Below are 17,522 nucleotides of genomic sequence, written 5' to 3' on the forward strand. Positions count from 1 at the left end.
CTTTTATGAAAAAGCTCTTTTTTATTCCTTTACTATCTTTTTTGGCATTTGCAGTATTTGGGCAAGACTACGGCATAAGAGTAGGTCCCAATGCGTCTATGGTCTTGGGAGGCGATAAAAATTTATTTCATACACTTGATAAAGATAACAATGAAATTGCCACACAACCCAAAATAGGCTTCAATGTAGGTTTTTATACTCGTATGCCTTTGAGCGAACATTTATTTTTTCGCCCCGAATTAGGCTTTTCTGCCAAAGGTTTTGCCAATCAGAAGGCAATTTATCAATACATTGATGCCAAAGTATATCGCTACGATTTCAATTATTTAGACTTTACCCCTTTGTTGCAATTAGGTGATGCCGAGCAGGGCTTGCATATGTTTGTAGGTCCGCAGGTGGGGTATCTGCTGTTAGCCAGAAGACGTTTAGAAAATGAATATGGTGAAATTGAAAAAATTATTGACAAAAAGCCCAGCCGAGTAGCTTTGGGGGCTGTAGCGGGTTTGGGTTACGAGCTACCTTCGGGTTTGAATTTTGCTCTTCGTGCCGAATATAATATCACACCTATTGCAAGCGGAGTAAGTGCCAATATCTTTGCTTTGCAGGGTATGGTGGGCTTCAATTTGTCCTCTATCAATATGTATCGCCGTACTCATAGAAATCGTTGATGCTTGTAGGGCTTGATTTTGGAGCAAAACTCGCAGGAACTACGGCTATCGCTTGGGTAGAAAATAACCATATCAGCGTTTTGCAGACACAAAAAAAGCAAGACGCTGATATTTTTTTGCAAAAATGGATAGCCAAGCATACACCACAAATCATAGCGATTGATGCTCCTCTTTCTCTGCCTAAAATTTATTCAGACACCGAAGCCGAGCCTGATTTTTTTTACAGAAAAGCCGATAAAATACTCAAAGCTATGTCGCCGCTTTTTCTTGGCGGTCTGACAGCCCGAGCTATGCAACTCAAATTTCAGATTTTTCAACAATATACCCCTATTGTTTTAGAAGTATATCCCGCTGTATTGGCTCAGAAATGGAAACTTTATGAACTAAACTATAAGCAAGATTTACAAGCCATAAAGCAAGTTTCGGAGCGTATTCAGCAAGAATTACCTTTTGCTTTGCCCGTTTTAGAAAGTTGGCATCAGGTAGATGCCGTTTTAGCGTTTTGTAGTGCTTTTCGCTATCAGCAAGGAGTGGCAGAGTGCTTTGGAAATCCACAAGAAGGCTTGATTTGGATTTGATTTTTTCGGGAAAATTATTATTTTTGTCTTACTTTGGTACAGATTTTGAAATACTACCAGCAAAACACTTTGCTATGAAAAAGTTTGTACTTACTTCCTTGCTTGCTTCGGCTCCTTTGCTTTTTGCAATGAATGAGCCTGAAAATTATCGTATCATTCGGCAAGAATATTTCCAAAGAGGCGAACATTTGGAATATTTGGTTCATTTGGGTCCTTTCAATGCGGGTATAGGCACAATAGATATGGATAATAAACTCTACTCGGTGAATAACCGCCCTTGCTACAAGGTAGATGTGTATGGTAGAAGCATTGGCACTTTGGAAGGAGTAACCAAAATTCGTGATTTTTGGCGTTCTTATATTGATACCGCCTCTATTCACCCACATAAGTTTTACAGAAACATCAACGAAGGCGATTATCATAAAGAAGAAACCGTATGGTTTAATACTTTACAGAAAACTGCCGAAATTAAAGATGAAAAGGGACAAAGAAAATTTGGTATTCCCGAATATGTGCAAGATTTGGTGAGTGGTTTTTACTTTCTGCGTACTTTGCCTTTTGAAAAGTACAAGGATGGAGAAATTTTAAGCATTCACGGCACGCTGGAAACCGATATTTACGATTTGAAGGTAGAATTTTTGGGCAAGCAGGAAGCTAAATGTTTGCTTGGCAAAATGGATTGCTATGTGCTTTCGCCAATTATGCCCGAAAATCAGCTTTTCAGAGGTAAAAGACCGATTAAGGTATTTATTTCTGCCGATAAAAATCGCATACCCATACGCATACAAGCCGATATGCTTGTAGGACAAGTAGAAGCCGAACTGCAAAAACATCAAAATATGCGACACCCACTGGTGTTTAGAAAGTAAGATTTTTCAAAACATTTTCTTGTAATGTAGAAGCCCACAAAATTTTTGATAATTTTGTGGGCTAATTTTATTGAACTTGCAGAAAGTAAAGAAAATATTACAGAACGAATTTATCGCTAATACACTTATAGGTATTTTTATCCGAGGTATTAGCTTTGTTGTACCTTACTTGCTGATTGCCCCTTATCTTATCCGAACCTTAGGAGAAGGTCAGTTTGGGCTTATTTCTTTTTCCATAGGCTTTGTAAGTCTATTTTTTCCCTTTGCTGAATATGGTTTTTCACTAACAGCCCCTCGCGATTTGGCTCTATCCGCGAATAATTTTGCAGAAATAGGTAAAATCACAAGTAATGTTCTTTTGAGCAAAATGGTATTAGGGCTGTGTTGCTTTGTGGTAGCAATAGTAATTATTATGGTAGAGCCTACGCTTGCAGAAAACCAATTATTACATTTCTTTTCTTTGCTTCTGTTGTGGGGGCAGGTGCTTATGCCTGCTTGGCTATATCAGGGCTTGGGCAAATTGAAAGCGTTTGCGATATACACTTTACTTGTCAATCTTTGCTATTTGGTAGCAATCTACTTGTTTATCAAATCGCAGAAAGATTATTTGTGGGTTACTTTTTGGCAAGGTATAGTGTGGGTATTTGTATATGGAGGGGCTTTGGGTAAAATAATTTTCCCAATAAGAAACTTTTTGGTGTTTTCATTGAAAAACCTTTGGAATGAACTAAAAAATGGCTTTTTTATATTTGCTACCAATTTTTTACACTTTTTATTCATCACACAAAATATTGTAATATTAGGTTTTTTTGTTCAGGGGAGTGAGCTGGATAATTATAGTTATGCAGAAAAAATTTATATGATTTTTAGAGTAGTAGCAGGGGTTATTTATCAGATGGCATATCCAAAGGTATTTCTGCTCAAACAGCAAAATGAACAACTTGCAGATAAGTTTTTACAAAAACTCACGTTGGGTATATTCATTTTTTTTGGCTCTGCCAGTGCGATACTTTATTGGGAAGCAGATAAAATCATTGGTTTATTTACAGGAAAAATGAACCTGCAAGCCGCAGAAATTTTGCAGATACTATCATTTTCTATTTTGGTTTATGCGTTGAGTGTTCCACTGAGCCAAAAGATACTTGTTTTTTATAGTTCCAAAACTTTTACCCTGATATTACTTGCTGTTGTGCTTTTCAATATGGGGCTAAATTTATATTCTATTCCTTTGCTTGGGGCAAAAGGAACAGCCATAACCTTATTGCTTACTGAATTATTTTTCCTATTTTTGTCGGGATTTTACGTTTTTTTCGCTAAAAATTACAACCAAAATGACTAAATTAGAATGTATTTTGTGTAAAAGTTCCAATGTAAAAGCATTAGAGCAACTGGATACTCGTATTCTTACAGATTTATACAAAAAAAGAGCGAAGGTAGAAGTTAGCCATTTTTTTAAGCAGGAAAAAATTGATTTGTGCGAATGTGCTGATTGCGGGCTTTTATTTTACAATCCAATAATTTTAGGCGATGGCAAGTTTTATGAAGACTTGCAGAATTATGAGGGTTATTATCTTGAAGAAAAATCTGACTATCTGGAAGCCTGTAAATATATTTCCGAAAATGATGATGTTTTGGAGGTTGGCTGCGGAGCAGGTTTTTTTACAAATTTTATCAAACCCAAAAGCTATACAGGTTTAGAGTTTAATGATAAAGCCATACAGATTGCTCAAAGTAAAGGCTTGAATGTAAAAAAAGAATTTTTACACGAGCACGCTTTGCAAAACGAAGGGAAATATGATGTGGTATGCTTTTTTCAGGTACTTGAACACGTTGAAAGCCCAAGAGAGTTTCTGCAAGATGCCTTAAAATGTTTGAAAAAAGGCGGCAAAATGATTTTGGCAGTACCCGCTGAGGATAGTTTTATGAAACAAGCTATAAACTTGTATCTGAATATGCCCCCTCATCACGCGTCACGCTATCCTGATAGGACTTTAAGAGAAATAGCTCAAATTTTTCAAATAAAATTAGAAAACATAATTTACGAGCCTATTCAGCCTATTCATAAGGAATTTTACATAAAGGTTAAATTATTTGACTCTTTAAGGAAAATCTTTGGGCTTTCGCGAAAAAGTTTAGATAATTCATTCATTAGCAACATTTTGTATGTAGGAGTATGGGTGTATAGTAAAATTTTTACTAAGCTGAAAAATTTTGATAAGATAAAAGGGGTTTCGGTTGTTGCAGTTTATCAGAAATAGTAATATGCGTCTAAAAATTCAGCATATAAGGTACGCAATCATTTTGCTATTTTTGCTGTACGGGTTAAATAATACTTATTTTGAAAGAAACTTCTACTTCAACGAAATTCTTTCTTTGTTTGGTTTCGGAGTTTTTGTTTTCGCTTCTTTGAAAAAAAACTTAAAGTTAGTATTTCCTAAAAGCTATTTGATACGCTTGCTTTTAGCATATTGGGCTATATTTCTGATTTATGCAATAGTGTCTTTGCCTCTAAAAACGGAGTGGTACTTTTATTTTCGCCATTTTTCAATTTTTTATTCATCGTTTATTTTCTTTCTGGGCTTTTATTGGTTAGAGGATTTTAGAAGGCTGATGCAGAAATTAAGAAAATTACTGATAGGTTTTTACCTTTTATTTATCCCGACGGACCACCCTCATTATTTTGGTAGGGTATTAGATAGATATTCTGTTTCTGCTTTTTTTCCTTTTGCTTTCAGAAAAATTAGCTACTGGATTTTGTTTGTAGTCAATATTCTCTATGCTTATTTTTTTGACTCTCTAACGGGGATTATTCTGAGCATTATTATCCTGGTAGTTTTAATTTTACCTACGTATGCTCATTTTCGCCTGCTTTTTATAGCGGCTCTTATCAGTTTTTCGGCATTATTTATGTATCTTTCTCCTTATTTTGCCAAATACAAAGAAAATGCACAAGGCAATCATTTATTTGGGAATTTGCATTATGTATATCAACATAGCAAGATACTTCAAATAGACCATAATACTTCTTGGCGAATGGTCTATTGGTACAGGCTTTTGGTAGAGGACTTTCCCGAAAATATTTTTGGAAAAGGCATTGGCACGCCTTATTTACCATACATAGAAGGTAAAGATACTGCTGAAAGTAATTATGATGATAAACACGATGCTCATACCACAGGCTCTCATAATACTTACGTTTCTATGTTTGCCAGATTCGGTGTAAGTATTTTGTTGTTTTTTTTCTTGCTCTACACCTACATTTTGAAAGATTTTTATAGAAATAAAATTTACTACACCCAAAAGGGTGATGTTCTTTTTTTTGTTGCTTTTTTCACTGTTTCGGTAATAGGGCTGTTCAATCCATTCTTGGAAACCCCTACCTATTCAGGTTTATACTGGTTTTTCTTAGGGGCAGTAGCCAAAAGCATTTTCAATCGTCAATTTGCCAATGAAAATCCTGCAAATTCATAACCGATATACCAAAAAAGGGGGAGAAGATGGGGTTGTAGAAGCTGAAAAAAACTTACTACTCGCTAACAATCATTCAGTAGAGCAACTTTTTTTTGAAAATTCGGCTATACAGGGTTTGGAAAAGTTGAAAATTTTTTACAAAAGCCTCTATAATTGGGAGGCTCAAAAAATTGTAAGAGAAAAAATTAAAACTTTTCAGCCTGATATTATTCACTTGCATAATCTTTTCTATGTTGCTTCGCCTGCTGTATTGTATGAAGCTCACAGGCAAAAAATTCCGGTGGTACAAACCATTCATAATTTCCGCTTGATTTGTGCAGGTTCTTTGCTATTGCGTGAGGGCAAAGTTTGTGAAATCTGTACGCAAAAGACCTTTCCACTGGCAGGTATCCAATACAAGTGCTTTCAAAATTCAGCTATCAAATCTGCTCAACTTACAATGGTTACAGGCTTGCACAAATGGCTTGGCACTTGGAAAAATAAAGTAGATGCTTACATTACACTGACCGAGTTTGTTAAAAATAAACTTATCCAATCTTCTTTGCATCTGCCTAATGAAAAAATATTCATAAAGCCCAATTTTACCTACGATAAAGGTTTTGCCACTGCAGAACAAAGACAGGACTTTTTTTTATTTGTTGGCAGACTTTCGCAAGAAAAAGGTGTCCGAATACTTTTAGAAGCAAGCAAAACTTACGAGTTCAAGCTGGAAATTATTGGCGGAGGTGAGCAGGAAAATCTTGTCAGAGCGTATGCCAGCAGTAACCCTAATATCATTTACCACGGCTTTCAGGGGCAAGATTTTATTTTTGCCAAAATGAAAGCGTGTAGAGCTTTGCTTTTCCCTTCGGTTTGGTATGAAAATATGCCTCTCACCATTTTAGAAGCCTTCTCTACGGGTACGCCTGTGATTATTTCCGATATAGATAATCTCAACGAAATTGTAACTGACCAGCACAATGGTTTGCATTTCCGTACAGGCAATAGCCAAGATTTGGCTCAAAAAATTCAACTTTTCCAGCAAAATAGCTTTTCTCATTTCTATACGAATGCTCGTAAGACCTACGAAAACCTTTACAGCCCTGAAAAGAATTATCAAAGGCTAATGCAAATCTATGAAAGCGTATTGCAAAAGAAGAAAAATGTCGTAGCCTAAAAATTTGTGATTTAGTGCAAAAATTCTATTTTTGAGAAAATTTTGCTTATGAAAATCACATACAATGCCCCTTTTACGCTTACTTTTACACTCATAGCTACTATTATTCACGCTTTTCCACAAAGTTTTACGGAAAGTTTTTTTGCTGTGGGTACAAGTATGGATTTTGGCAATCCATTAGATTATTTTCGGCTCTTTTCTCACGCTCTTGGGCACGCCAACTGGAATCATCTTTTTGGTAATTTTTCCTTAATTCTTATACTCGGACCCATTTTAGAGGAAAAGTATGGTACGCTGATGCTTGCTCTGATGTCTTTCATCACGGCACTGGTTACGGGTATTTTGAACGTAGCTTTTATGAAAAATGGTTTGTATGGTGCCAGTGGCATTGTTTTTATGATGATTTTGCTTTCTTCTTTTACAAATATGAAAGCCAAAGTAATACCTGTAACCTTTATTTTGGTGGTAGTGTTATTTTTAGGCAAAGAAATAATGAATAGTTTTGAGGAAAACAATGTTTCGCAGTTTGCACATATTCTGGGGGGAATTTTGGGCGGTGTTTTTGGTTTTTATACTCATAACTTTGAAAAAGACGAACAGAAAACTTCAAATACTGCGTGAGAGTATAAATTTTCGTAGATTATGCAATTTTTTGCTATATTCTTGTTATTACTTGCTTTGGGGCTGATAATTTTCACCCGAAATATGGTGTATGCCGTTTTTTCATTGCTTTTGCTAATGCTTTGTTTGGTGGTTTTGTATTTGTATTTGGGGGCAGATTTTGTAGCTACGGCTCAACTGATGATTTATGTGGGCGGAGTTCTGGTTTTGCTCATAATGGGGGTAATGCTTGCACCTCGCAACAAAGAAAAAACACGTATTCCTGTAAATTATCGGAGGAATTTTGTTGCCGCAATGATAGCACTCGCATTGGGAGGAATTTTAATGAAAGAAACCCTATTTCTCAAATTTGCTGATGTAGAAAACCCTTTGCAAGCCACTACTGAAAAAATTGGTATTTCTTTCCTTACAGAATATTTAATAGCTTTTGAGGTGGCAGGAATTTTGCTTTTGGTTGCATTAGTGGGAGCAAGCAGTATTGCGGGAAAGAAAAAACATTCTTAAAAAAAAACTAACAATGTATGCAAACTATTACTATAGGCAGAGCTAGCAACAATGATATAGTTATTCAAGATAGTGCGGTTTCCAAAAATCATCTAAAAATTACGAAAACCACACAAGGAGAGTACATTTTAGAAGATTTAGGCTCAACCAATGGTACATTTGTCAATGGCAAGCCTGTACGTACTTGCAAATTGCAACCCAATGATATTGTAAAAATCGGGGATACAGTGCTTCCTTGGCAAAACTACTTTCAAAAGGGCTATCAGCAGGCAAATGTTTCGGGTAATCTGTTGCGTAAAATTAGCATAGGTAGGGCAAATGGCAATGATTTTATTATCAACGATGCTACCGTAAGCAGTCAGCACGCCTTTTTGGAAGTCTATGATAATGGCAATTTGAGAATTGTAGATAATGGCTCTACCAATGGCACTTTTAGGCAAGGGCAACGCATACAAACGGCACTTATCAATAGTGGTGAATTTATTCAGTTTGGTTCTGCAAAAATCTGTATTGCAGATATTTTGCAAAAGCAAGCCATCAATCCTTTGCAACAAACACCCCAGCCACCCCCCTACAAATCTACCGAAACAAAAGCAAAACCCAAATGGTTGCCTTTTGCAGGAGTAGGTATTGTAGCCGTGGCTTTGATAGCATTTGCTTTGCTCAATAGAACTCAAAAAACTAAAACTGATAATACGCCACAAAATACTCAAGAGCAAAAAGCACCTATCCAGACCCAAGAAGAAAACGTTTTAGAATATAAGGAAGAAAAGCCTATCCAAACAAAGCCTAATGTAGAAAAGAATGAAAAAAACTCGGTTGCCGACCTTGTTGAAATTTCCGAAAATGCTGTTTTTATGGTAACAACTTACCAAAATGGCTCGGGGGTAAGTACAGGAACAGGCTTTTTTATCAGCAATTCAGGGCTTGCAGTGAGCAATCATCACGTATTTTCGCCGGGCAACGAGTGGCAAATCAAACTGAAAAATGGCAAAACCTACAATGTTAAGCGTGTTGTAGAAAGTAATGCAGATTTGGATTATGTTATCTTTGAAACTGATGCCCAAGAAGTTGCCAGTTTGCCTGTGGCAAGCAATAACCCTCGTAAGGGTGAGGATATTATTGTCATTGGCAATCCGCAAGGCTTTGAGCTATCTGTAACCAAGGGAGTAGTTTCAGGTTTGCGAAACTATGATAAATACACAGGTTTTGCAAGCGAAGGAGACACCTATTTGCAAATTGATGCCGCTATCTCATCGGGAAATAGCGGCGGTCCTGTACTCAATTTACAAGGCGAGGTTGTAGGAATTGCAACAATGGTTCATCACGGTGCTTCAGGAGTTACGCAGAATATCAACTTAGCTCTTAATATCCACAAATTGCCTTTGCCTCATTGAATTTTTGTGGGGGTGGGATGTCTGCATAGGATACAGAGAAAGCAAGAGTTTGAACATCAAACTAAAACTTTTGAACCTTGAACCCTTCAAGGCACGCGTTTGAGTTTGGCAAGTCTGGTTCGCATCTCTTCGCGTTTGGTAAGCATTTGTTTTTGCTCACCATAATAATTGCCCAATACTTGCAGTCTTACGTATTTATCATTGCGAATGTACGCAACCGCAGGAACAGAGGCTAAATCGTCTTTGGTAGGGTCCCTGTCTTCAATCATCGCCCCATCAGGGTCATTAGGGATTGCTTTCCAAGTAACCGTTTTAGGCGACATCTGCCTATGATAATCTGCTATTCGCATTCCATAAGCAGGTTGAATGCTGATTTGTATGGTGTAATCCTTTGTTTTGAACCTACACGAGGTAACTTCACCAAATTTGCTAGCGGGTTCGGCTTGAAAGCCACTGCCAAAGGCTCTTTCAATATCAGCCACCGTCAGAGGGCATTGGCTATTTTGAGCAAGTAAGTTGTAACCCCACAAAAGAGTAATTGCAACCAAAAGCGTTTTTTTCATAAAGTTTGGATAGTTTTAAGTTTTAAGGTAATTATTTACGTTCAAAAGTTTAAATGTTCAAGCGTTTGAGGCAAAAGTTTTACTCCGTCTAAATATCCAATGTTTTAAATCCTGTTTCCTGCTTCTTGTTTCCTATTTCCCACAGCAAATTACTCCTAAGTAATTACATTTTAGGGAATATACGAAACTTCCACAGGCACGGCATTTTTCTTTGCTCCAAGGGCTTCAAAAACATTTTTAGAAACCTTGATAAGCACTTTGCTATTGCCAGCACTGGGCAACTTGCCAACAATTCTGACGAAAACACTTTCGCCGTTGGCTTCGTTTTTAATAGCAACAATTGTGCCAATGGGGGCGTCGCGGTGCAAACCTGTGTAGTTGCCAGCTTTTTCATCTTCCATTATTACTGCCATACCTTTTTCAATCACTTTGCTATAACCGCTGATAGTGATAGTTTGACGAGTAATTTCGGGCATTTCGGCTTCCCCAGCAGAGTCGTTCTTGTTTTCGCTATTTTCTTTGTTTTCTTGTAAAGGGTTTCTTTCGGCTCTTTCGGTTTTTGCTTCTATTTTTTCTTTTTTGTAGCCCGAAGGATAAATTTCAAGTTTTTGTCCAATCTGCAAGCGGCTTTCTTGGCTGAGATTATTCCATTCTAATAGTTCGGTAAGTTTTACTTTGTATTTTTTAGCGATAATATAGGGGGTTTCGTCTTCTTGTACTACGTGCATTTGCACTTGTGTTCGGGCTTCTTTGTTTTCAGTTTTTTCTATCTTCTCATTTTTTTCTTTAATTTCAGTTTTTTCAGTCTTTTCTACTTTTTCGGTTTTATCAGTTTTTTCTGATTTTTCCTGCACTTTCACCTCTTTATTCTCTTGTGTTGGGGCAGAAATCCAAAGTTCCTGACCGATTTTTATTTCATTGTTTTCCAGTTTGTTCCACGCTTGCAAATCTTTTACCGAAACATTGTATTTGCGAGCAATGCTGTAAAGTGTCTCTTTGGCTTCTACGGTGTGTTTGAGCGTTTTAGCCTCGCTATTTTTTTTATCTTTGGGGGCAGTGAGCACGGCTTGGCTTTCAAAATCTTTGTAAGGAATGCGTAAAATATCGCCAATTCGTAAATTTTTAGCTTGTGGATTTTCTTTGATAATTTCATCGGCAGTGGTTTTGTAGCGGCGAGCTAGCCCAAAAAGCGTTTCTTTCGCTTCTACTTTGTGAATAATCCAAGCCTTTTTCTTATTTTTATCAATTTCCAAGCGAAGCGAATCCAAAGGAATAGCAGAAAGGGTTTGAATTAGAGCAAAAGCAACCAAAAAAAACATTGATGTAAGTTTCATAACAAAATTTTTTAGGAATGACGATTGAATTTTTGGATAGAAACGCAAATTTTGCCTAAATATCTGTATTTTGCCCGAATTACGCAAATTTTTTTCTCAATTTTGAAATTGCTTTTTACAAAATAAAATTGTAGCTTTGTGAATATTTTTTGAAAAAGCAGGTGTATGAGCAAGCAACTCAAATCTTTTGAGTTTGAGCAATTAGCTCAAGAGCATTTTTTTTATCCACAAGAGCAACTTGCCGAGGTAGAAAAGCAAGAACATACTTTCACCATTGGTATTCCGAAGGAAAGTTATGCCTTTGAAAATCGTATTCCTCTCACACCCGAGGGGGTTGCAGTACTAGTTGCCAACGGACACGAAGTAGTTATTGAAAGCGGAGCAGGTGAAAATGCCCATTTTTACGACAGAGAGTACGGCGAGGCTGGTGCTAAAATTGAATACAACAAAGAAAGAGTATATGCTTCGGAAGTGATTTTGAAAATAGAAACACCTACTTTAGAGGAATTGGAAATGATAAAGCCGGGCAAAACACTTATTTCCACCTTGCCAATGGCAAAAATTTCCCGAGAATTTATTCAAGAGCTTAATAAAAAACGTATCACAGGCATTGCCTACGAGTACATACAAGATAAATCAGGAGGTATGCCCGTAGTAAGGGCGATGAGCGAAATTGCGGGTAGTACCGTAATGCTGATAGCTTCCGAATATTTGAGTTCGGTACATAAGGGCAGAGGAGTGCTTTTAGGGGGCATTACAGGCGTGCCACCAACCAAAGTGGTTATTATTGGGGCAGGCACCGTAGCCGAATATGCGGCACGTACTGCTTTGGGCTTGGGAGCGGAAATTAAAATTTTTGACAATCACCTTTACAAATTACGTAGGCTCAAATATACGCTGGGGCATCAGGTCTATACTTCTACACTGAATCCGTATATTTTGGCAGAGGCTCTGAGCCGTACTGATGTAGCTATTGGGGCTTTGCGTCCCGAAGATGGGCGTCCGCAGTGCGTAGTTACCGAGGAGATGGTCGCTCAGATGAAGCCTAACTCTGTTATTATTGATGTTACCATAGACCAAGGGGGCTGTTTTGAAACTTCCGAAATAGCTACACATCAGAACCCTGTATTCAAAAAGCACGGTGTAATTCATTATTGCGTGCCTAATATCGCTTCCAGGGTAGCTCATACGTCCAGCATTGCACTGAGCAATATTTTTGTACCTTTACTACTGAAAGCGGCTTCCGCAGGTGGTTTTGAAAAGATGATGCTTGCCAACAAATGGGCAACCAAAGGCGTTTATGCGTACAGAGGAAAAATCACCAATGCCGCCGTAGGCAGAAAGTTAGAAATGCCCTTTAATGATATTGCCCTGCTTTTGGCAGGATTTTAAGGTTTGAAGTTGGAAAGTTTAAGCCTTCAAAGGCTTTATCTGTAATGTTTAGGTCTTATTGGCGGTAGAGAAACAGGAAACAAGAAGTAGGAGCAGGAATTTAGACAATTGGTGGTAGATACAAAAAATAAACTCCTAAAACTCTTAAACTCCAAACGCCGAATTTTTGAACGAAAATAGTTAATTTATACAAAATAAAACCTTACGCGTTATGTTTTCCAAAGATGAATTCCGAAAATTTGCAACCAAGCACCTCAATATCAATAGCTTAGTTTTTGATGATTATGTGGATACTGTAACCAATCTTACCCCTAATATCATTGAGGAACGCCGTATGAATGCGATTGCAATGGACGTTTTTTCGCGTCTGATGATGGATAGAATTATTTTCTTGGGTGTTCCGATTGATGATTACGTAGCCAATATAGTTGTGGCTCAACTGCTTTTCTTGGAATCGGTTGATGCTAAAAAAGATGTTTTGCTTTATATCAATAGCCCTGGTGGTTCGGTATATGCGGGTTTGGGCATTTACGATACTATGCAATACGTAAGACCTGATGTTGCTACCATTTGTACAGGACTTGCCGCCTCAATGGGTGCAGTATTGCTATCAGGTGGCTCGAAAGGTAAAAGAACCGCTCTGAAACATTCGCGTGTGATGATACACCAACCTTTGGGTGGGGCAGGTGGAAAAGCCTCGGATATTGAAATCAGTGCAAGACATATCCTTGAATTGCGTGATGAATTGTACGAAATTCTTTCGGTACATACAGGCAAATCGGTAGAGCAAATAGCCAAAGATTCGGATAGAGATTATTGGATGAAAGCCGAAGAAGCCCTTGAATATGGTTTGATAGATGAAGTTTTAGTGAGAAAATAATATCCGCCGCCAAGGACTTAGCTCAAAAGCCAAGTCCTTGTTTTTTTTGATGAACTAAAAAAGAATATTTTTCGTTTTGTAGAGAAAAAATACGCAATGCCTCGCTTTTTTCTTTCCATAGCATCATTAGTTTTGTTGAGTGCATTTCTTTTAGCACAAACAGGCATTGCTGTTTTCAAACATTCCTGCAAACTGAAAGGAGAAAAAACTTTTATTTTCGCCAAGCCCGAAAATATCTGTTGCAGTGTTCATCAAAATACTCCAACAGACAAAACCTGCCATACTTTACAAAATTCAGCTTGTTGCGTAGAAACTGCCAAACTTTACAAGCTAAGTGCTGATTTTTCTTTGGAATTTGCATTTACCTTTGATTTTGTAGCACATCAGCCTTTACTTTTTACTTTTGAAGCAATTTTTCTTGTTTATCCTTCCGAAAATTTACTTTTACCAATCCAATTTGCCAATCCACCGCCGCCCAAGCGGTATGGAAAAAATCTACTACCCTTTTTTGGTAGCTATCTGATATAGGTTGGGGTACTTTTCTGTTATTTTTTGCAAGCAACTGCTTTGCAAAACACTTCCTTATTTCTCTTTTTCAACCTAAATATCAGATACTTATGAAACGCACTGTTTTTATTTTCTTGTGTGTATGGGGGCATTTACAAGCACAACATTTACACGGAACTCTGCAAGATACCCAAAAAAAAGCAATTGTAGGAGCGAATATTTTTTGGCTTGGAACAAGCAAAGGCACTGTTTCTGACGAAAATGGCAAATTCCATTTAGAAAAAACAGCAGAAACCAATCGTTTGGTAATCACAGCAGTGGGCTTTTTGAGCGATACGCTCACCATTGAAAAACAAGACTTTGTAAGTATTACGCTCAAAGCTGAAGAGCAAATCATTCAAGCCGTAGAGGTAAAAGCTGAAAGCCATTTTGTAGATAGAGAAAGCCCAATGCTCAACGAAGTAATTACTCGTAAAGAACTTACCAAAGCCGCCTGTTGCAATCTTTCTGAAAGTTTTGAAACCAATGCCTCGGTAGATGTGAGTTATCCTGATGCTGTTACGGGGGCAAAACAAATTCGTATGCTGGGGCTTGATGGCACTTATGTACTCATCAACGCCGAAAACTTGCCTTTTTTACGAGGTTTGGCAAGTACCTACGGATTAAATTTCGTTCCTGGTACTTGGGTGCAAAGCATTGACCTTATCAAAGGGGCAGGAAGCGTTTTGAACGGCTACGAATCAATGACGGGGCAAATCAATGTAGAACTGCTCAAACCTGATATGCAAGAAAAAGCTATTCTGAACGCTTACCTCAACCACTTTGGCAGAATAGAAGGCAATGCTGTAATGCGATATAAACTTGCCAGTAAGTGGCAAGGAAACGTTTTGGCACACGCCAGTACACTGCAAAGACATATTGATACCAACCGAGACGGATTTTTAGACCTGCCACTCTTTACGCAGTACAACGTTATCAATCGTTTCAAGAAGCAAACTGAACGTTGGAGCGGGCAATTTGGGGTAAAATTTCTTTACGATAATCGTCAGGGGGGGCAGAGTAATTTTTGGAGTAAAAATCCATTGCCCAATGCCTACGGCACGCAAACACTTACACAAAGAGCCGAATTTTTTGCCAAAAATGCTATGCTCTATCCCAAAACCCCTTACAAAGGCATAGGTTGGATTTCATCAGCGATTTGGCACAACCAAGAAGGCTTTTTGGGTAAAAATCTTTACAAAGGAACTCAAAAAACACTCTATAACCAAATTATTTACAACAATATCATCAGCAATACCCAACACAACTACAAAACAGGTATCACCCATATCATAGACGACTACCAAGAAAGTTTCAGAGATTCTGTATTTACTCGCAGAGAGAACATTTTGGGTGTTTTTGCCGAATACACGTACAATTCCCCTGAAAAGTTTACGCTTGTGGTAGGCAATCGTTTGGATAAACACAACCTGTTTGGTTGGATTTACACGCCTCGCTTGCATTTCAGATATGAGTTTGCCCCAAACACTATTGCAAGACTTTCGGCGGGTAGAGGTTTCCGTGTTCCTAATCCCATTGCCGAAAATTGGGGTTTCTTGGTAAATAATCGCTCTATTTTTGCCGAAAATAACTTAAAACCCGAAATTTCGTGGAACTATGGCATTAGCTTACAAAAATCTTGGAAATGGGGAATGGGCAAAAAAATTGATTGGACTACGGACTTTTTCCAAACAATTTTTCAAAACCAGTTGGTGGTAGATATGGATAGAAACGCTACGGAACTCCATTTTACCAATTTGCAAGGCAAATCCTTTGCTCGTAGCTTTCAAACGGAGTTGGCTATGCGACTTTTGGCAGGTTTGGAAACCAAAGTTGCTTACAAATATTACGATGTACAAACTACACTTGCAGGCAGTTTGCAAGAGCGTCCGTATGTGAGTAGGCATCGCTTTTTTGTAAATGCTTCGTATGAAACACGTCGTAGCGGTTTGCAGTTTGATGCAACGCTCAAATGGCAAGGCAGACAGCGTTTGCCTGTTTCGCACAACCCTTTGGAAACTGGCGAAACGCAATATTCGCCTGCTTTTGGTTTGCTTAATGCACAAATTACAAAAAAGTGGAATACTTGGGAGTGGTACGTAGGAGGCGAAAATCTTTTAGGTTTTGTACAAGAAAACCCAATAATTTCTGCTGATAATCCCCAAAGCCCACATTTTGATGCTACGATGGTCTGGGGACCTATCTTCGGACAGATGATTTATACAGGTTTGAGAGTACATTTGAGCGGTTCTACCCAAAATCAGTAATTTTTCTAATGAAAATCATTTGCGAAAATCAAAGTATTTTACTTAATTTACAGAAAACTAAAAACTTACTCGTATGAAGCCCAAAATTGTTGTTCCTACCGATTTTTCAGAAAGTTCGCTTAAAGGTTTAGACTTTGCTGTTCAACTGGCTAAAAAAGTTGGGGCAAAAATTATGTTACACCATATCATAGAGGGTTTTCAGGATACCCGTATGTATGGAAATGCTCAGCCTTCGCCCGAAGAGAAAATGATGATGAACCTAATGGATATTGCCGCTCATAAAAAAATGGCAGAGGTAACAGCTCAGTACCAAGATACAGGTGTAGAAATAGAAATGTTTGTGAGCGTGGGTACGGTATATGCCAGTGTAGAAGAAAAAATTGCAGGTGATGATGTAGATTTGATTGTGGTAGGTACGCGTGGGCATAGCAAGCTGGATAAAAAACATTTGGGAAGCAATTCGCATAAAATTATTCGCAATAGTAAGCACCCTGTTATTGTTGTAGAGGGAGATGTGAAACTGGATAATATCAAGCATATTGTTTTTGCTTCTGAATTTGGCGAAGAGCCCGAAAAAGTAATCCGAGAGCTAAATGATTGGCAGGAAATTACAGGAGCAAAAATTACGCTTCTCAAAGTTAATCACCCTAATTTTACGATGAGCCACAAAGATATTGAAGAGGCTTTGAAAGATTTTGCAGTGCATAACCATATCAAAAACTACGAAATAGCTATTTATACCGATATAGACCCTGCTCACGGCATTATTCATTTTGCAGAAAAAGAAGGGGCAGGACTTATCTTTGTGGGTACAGACTTTTATAGAGGCTTATGGGAACGCTTATGGCATCGCCGCACCCAAGTAGCCGAAGAAGTAGCTACCCATACGGGCATACCTGTTATTTCGTATCAACCGAATTAACGCTTCATTCTTGTCAAGAAAAAACTCACAGACTTCAACCTGTGAGTTTTTTGTTTGTTGGCAAGTGATGAAGTCGCTACAAGCAACCTCAATACGCTCAATCCAAAGCCTACTTAGTCGTCCCTTAAAAAGTCTGTTTAGAGAAAAACCAAAGTGTAACAATAGAAATTTCCTTCTCAAAAGATGAATTTTTAAGATGTATTATCGGGTTTAGAGCGATGATGTCGCTCTAAGCGACATCATCGCTTGCTACGTCTGTGTGCGTATATCACAAGTTTTTTGTTATTTTGCTTAATTTTCTTGCAAATTTTTTTGCATTTTTTTACAAGTAAGATTTTGATTATCAAACTATTA

17 protein-coding genes are annotated in these 17,522 nt (G+C 37.8%); 15 read left to right on the forward strand and 2 right to left on the reverse strand.

The window, feature by feature from the left end:
- Positions 1-5: 5 nt before the first annotated feature.
- The 10 genes from ACWITO_RS02840 to ACWITO_RS02885 all read left to right on the forward strand — a co-directional run bounded on the left by ACWITO_RS02840 (position 6) and on the right by ACWITO_RS02885 (position 9,264).
- Positions 6-668 (forward strand): porin family protein, encoded by a 663-nt coding sequence (locus ACWITO_RS02840; RefSeq protein ID WP_448528496.1) that lies wholly within the window; start codon positions 6-8, stop codon positions 666-668.
- The gene (locus tag ACWITO_RS02845) at positions 668-1,246 is read left to right on the forward strand and encodes a hypothetical protein (RefSeq protein WP_448528497.1); all 579 of its coding nucleotides are present in this window, start codon (positions 668-670) and stop codon (positions 1,244-1,246) included. Before ACWITO_RS02840 ends, ACWITO_RS02845 begins: the two co-directional genes overlap by 1 nt.
- Positions 1,247-1,320: 74 nt before the next feature.
- On the forward strand, positions 1,321-2,115 hold the full coding sequence (locus ACWITO_RS02850) for a DUF3108 domain-containing protein (protein WP_448528498.1): 795 nt from the start codon (positions 1,321-1,323) through the stop codon (positions 2,113-2,115).
- A gap of 76 nt (positions 2,116-2,191) precedes the next feature.
- Positions 2,192-3,454: an oligosaccharide flippase family protein gene (locus tag ACWITO_RS02855; RefSeq protein WP_448528499.1), complete on the forward strand. Its 1,263-nt coding sequence runs from the start codon at positions 2,192-2,194 to the stop codon at positions 3,452-3,454.
- The gene (locus ACWITO_RS02860; RefSeq protein WP_448528500.1) at positions 3,447-4,373 is read left to right on the forward strand and encodes a class I SAM-dependent methyltransferase; all 927 of its coding nucleotides are present in this window, start codon (positions 3,447-3,449) and stop codon (positions 4,371-4,373) included. Before ACWITO_RS02855 ends, ACWITO_RS02860 begins: the two co-directional genes overlap by 8 nt.
- Before the next feature lie 352 nt (positions 4,374-4,725).
- The gene (locus ACWITO_RS02865; protein WP_448528501.1) at positions 4,726-5,586 is read left to right on the forward strand and encodes a hypothetical protein; all 861 of its coding nucleotides are present in this window, start codon (positions 4,726-4,728) and stop codon (positions 5,584-5,586) included.
- The gene (locus ACWITO_RS02870) at positions 5,564-6,742 is read left to right on the forward strand and encodes a glycosyltransferase family 4 protein (protein ID WP_448528502.1); all 1,179 of its coding nucleotides are present in this window, start codon (positions 5,564-5,566) and stop codon (positions 6,740-6,742) included. Before ACWITO_RS02865 ends, ACWITO_RS02870 begins: the two co-directional genes overlap by 23 nt.
- Positions 6,743-6,790: 48 nt before the next feature.
- The gene (locus ACWITO_RS02875) at positions 6,791-7,363 is read left to right on the forward strand and encodes a rhomboid family intramembrane serine protease (protein WP_448528503.1); all 573 of its coding nucleotides are present in this window, start codon (positions 6,791-6,793) and stop codon (positions 7,361-7,363) included.
- 21 nt (positions 7,364-7,384) lie between these two features.
- Entirely contained in the window at positions 7,385-7,867 is a 483-nt protein-coding gene (locus ACWITO_RS02880; RefSeq protein ID WP_448528504.1) for an NADH-quinone oxidoreductase subunit J family protein, read from the forward strand.
- Between the two features lie 17 nt (positions 7,868-7,884).
- Entirely contained in the window at positions 7,885-9,264 is a 1,380-nt protein-coding gene (locus ACWITO_RS02885; RefSeq protein WP_448528505.1) for an FHA domain-containing protein, read from the forward strand.
- 86 nt (positions 9,265-9,350) lie between these two features.
- Here ACWITO_RS02885 and ACWITO_RS02890 read toward each other — a convergent pair whose 3' ends face one another.
- On the reverse strand, positions 9,351-9,827 hold the full coding sequence (locus ACWITO_RS02890) for a hypothetical protein (protein ID WP_448528506.1): 477 nt from the start codon (positions 9,825-9,827) through the stop codon (positions 9,351-9,353).
- 170 nt (positions 9,828-9,997) lie between these two features.
- Positions 9,998-11,161 (reverse strand): LysM peptidoglycan-binding domain-containing protein, encoded by a 1,164-nt coding sequence (locus tag ACWITO_RS02895; RefSeq protein WP_448528507.1) that lies wholly within the window; start codon positions 11,159-11,161, stop codon positions 9,998-10,000.
- A gap of 165 nt (positions 11,162-11,326) precedes the next feature.
- Here ACWITO_RS02895 and ACWITO_RS02900 point away from each other — a divergent pair, with 165 nt between their 5' ends.
- The 5 genes from ACWITO_RS02900 (at position 11,327) to ACWITO_RS02920 (ending at position 17,168) form a co-directional block, all read left to right on the forward strand.
- On the forward strand, positions 11,327-12,553 hold the full coding sequence (locus tag ACWITO_RS02900) for an alanine dehydrogenase (protein WP_448528508.1): 1,227 nt from the start codon (positions 11,327-11,329) through the stop codon (positions 12,551-12,553).
- A 211-nt stretch (positions 12,554-12,764) separates the two neighbouring features.
- Positions 12,765-13,433: a ClpP family protease gene (locus ACWITO_RS02905; protein WP_448528509.1), complete on the forward strand. Its 669-nt coding sequence runs from the start codon at positions 12,765-12,767 to the stop codon at positions 13,431-13,433.
- 96 nt (positions 13,434-13,529) lie between these two features.
- Positions 13,530-13,961, forward strand: coding sequence for a hypothetical protein (locus ACWITO_RS02910; RefSeq protein WP_448528510.1), 432 nt, complete (start codon positions 13,530-13,532; stop codon positions 13,959-13,961).
- Positions 13,962-14,050: 89 nt separating this feature from the next.
- Positions 14,051-16,246 (forward strand): TonB-dependent receptor, encoded by a 2,196-nt coding sequence (locus tag ACWITO_RS02915; protein ID WP_448528511.1) that lies wholly within the window; start codon positions 14,051-14,053, stop codon positions 16,244-16,246.
- A 73-nt stretch (positions 16,247-16,319) separates the two neighbouring features.
- Entirely contained in the window at positions 16,320-17,168 is an 849-nt protein-coding gene (locus tag ACWITO_RS02920; protein ID WP_448528512.1) for a universal stress protein, read from the forward strand.
- Positions 17,169-17,522: the final 354 nt, after the last annotated feature.

The organism is Raineya sp. (assembly GCF_053497555.1).